The organism is Trueperaceae bacterium, assembly GCA_036381035.1.
Taxonomy (GTDB): Bacteria; Deinococcota; Deinococci; order Deinococcales; family Trueperaceae; genus DASRWD01.
This window is the reverse complement of sequence record DASVDQ010000085.1, coordinates 1-2,145: the sequence shown is the minus strand read 5'-3', so window position 1 is coordinate 2,145 and position 2,145 is coordinate 1. Positions and strand designations below refer to the sequence as shown.

The window sequence follows — 2,145 nt, the reverse complement described above, 5'->3', positions numbered from 1 at the left end:
AGGAAGCGGCGGACGAGGAAGGCGAGCACGCTCTGATACGGGCGTCAGATAGCGCGGGGGCGGCTGCCAGGGCCGCCCCCGCCTAGCGCTACGGTGCGCGGTAGACGCGCACGAGGTTGATGCAGGGCGTGGGCTGGTCGGTCCAGAAGCCGTAGACGTCGCGCTTCGCCGCCACCAGGTAGGGAGAGGAGAAGACCCAGACGTTCACGGCGTCCTCCGCGATGATCCGGGCGATCTCCTGGTACTTGGCCGTCGCCTCCTCCTGGCTCGTGGCCTCCTCGGCTTCGGCCAGCAGCTCCCCGATGCGAGGGTTGTCGTAGTGGTAGTAGTAGTCGGGGTTCGCGTAGACGTTGATGTCGCGCGGCTCAGAGTGGCCGATGATCGTCATGTCGTAGTCGCCGCCGAGGAAGATCCGCTCCAGCCAGGTGGCCCACTCGACGACCGAGAGCTCGACGTCGATGCCCACCTGCTCCAGCTGCTGGGCGATGACCTCGCCGGTGCGCCGCTCGATGTTGTAGGGCTCCGGCAGTTCGAACCGCACGGTGAAGCCGTCCGGGTAGCCGGCCTCGGCGAGGAGCTGCCGCGCGCGCTCTGGGTCGTAGGGGTAGGTGTCGGTGAGGTCGACGTAGTAGCTCTCGGCCGGGCTCATGTGCGTGCCGATCACGGTGCCGAGGCCGAACATCGCGCCCTGGACGATCGCCTGCTTGTCGATCGCGTGGGTGATCGCCTGGCGCACGCGCGGGTCGTCGAACGGCTCGCGCGCGTTGTTCAGGGCCAGCGTGATCTCGGCGGTGCCGGAGCCCTGGGTGGCCTTGAGGTCTGGGTTCGCCAGGACCTGCTGGAACTGCTCGGGCAGCAGCGCGACGCCGATCATGTCGATGTCGCCGGCCTGGAGCGCGGCGAAGCGGGCGTTGGGGTCGGAGATGATGCGGAACTCGGCGGAGTCGAGGTAGGGGAGGCCCTCCTCCCAGTAGTCCTCGAAGCGCTCGAGGCGCACGTGGCTGCCGGGCACGTACTCGGCGAACACGAACGGGCCCGTGCCGATCGGCTGCGTGCGCTGCGTCTCGGCCTTGCCCGACGGGTTGATCACGGAGTCGGGCCGGGCCAGGTTGTAGAGCAGGCTCGAGTTGGGGCGCGAGAGGTGGAACGCCACCTCGTGGTCGCCGATCGCCTCCACGCTCTCGATGGCCTCGTAGTACTGGTGGTTCGTGTGCCCGGAGTCGGGGTCGGCGGCGCGCTCGAACTTCTCGACCACGTCCGCGGCGTCGAAGTCCGAGCCGTCGTGGAACTTCACGCCCTCGCGGAGCTGGAAGGTCCAGGTGAGGCCGTCGTCCGAGGTCTCCCACGACGTCGCCAGGGCCGGCACGATCTGGCCGTCCCCGTCGAAGCGCACGAGGCCCTGCAGCACGTTATCGTAGACGACCCTGGGGATCTCCTGCGAGGTCGACGCCGACGGGTCCCAGCCCGGCGGCTCGGCGGTGATGGCCACGACGATCGAGCCGCCCCGCACCGGCGCCGGGTCCTGGGCGGCGGCGACGCCGGCGGCCAGCAGGGCGGCCGTGAGCACGACCTTGAGGGTTCTCGCTGTCATCCTCTCACTCCTCCGATCGACCTCAGCCTAGGCGCCGCCCACGGCGGCGTTCAGCTGGCAAGGTAGGCCACGGACGCGGCGGCGTAAAGGCGGGCGGCCGCCACGACGTCAGGGAGCCTCACGAACTCGTTCACCTGGTGGGGGATCGTCCTGTCGCCCGGCCCGATCGTCACGATCGGGACGCCCTTCCACGCCCACAGGAACGTGCCGTCGGTGGCGCCGGGGACGCCGCCGTAGCGGGGCGGCGTGCCGAGGACCGGCTCGTAGACGGCCTCGACGGCCGCTACTAGCGGGTCGTGCGGGTCCGTGGACGTCCAGGGGCGCGACTCGAAGCGCTCGACGGCGAACCGCAGACGCGGCGTGGCCGCCTCGAGCCCGCGCGCGACGGACCGGATCTCCTCCTCGAGAGCGTCGTGGTCCTGCCCCGGCACGGTGCGGACGTCGAGGGCCAGGTACGCCTCGTCGGGCATGACGTTGAGCTGCGCCTCGCCCTTGGCCGGCGCCATGAGGATCGTCGGCGTGATCCAGGGCAGGCCGAGGAACTCGTGCTCGCC

Annotated in this window: 2 protein-coding genes; both read right to left on the bottom strand. The window is 70.4% G+C overall.

What is annotated here, in order from left to right:
• Positions 1-88: 88 nt before the first annotated feature.
• Positions 89-1,591, bottom strand: a complete 1,503-nt coding sequence (locus VF202_09965; GenBank protein HEX7040428.1) for an ABC transporter substrate-binding protein — start codon at positions 1,589-1,591, stop codon at positions 89-91.
• Positions 1,592-1,641: 50 nt separating this feature from the next.
• Positions 1,642-2,145: M20/M25/M40 family metallo-hydrolase (locus VF202_09960; GenBank protein ID HEX7040427.1), on the bottom strand; the 504-nt coding region annotated here is incomplete at its 5' end.

Bases quoted from the DNA above. Each gene is read 5' to 3' on its own strand.
- VF202_09965 (HEX7040428.1), bottom strand. From the start codon at position 1,591: ATGACAGCGAGAACCCTCAAGGTCGTGCTCACGGCCGCCCTGCTGGCC.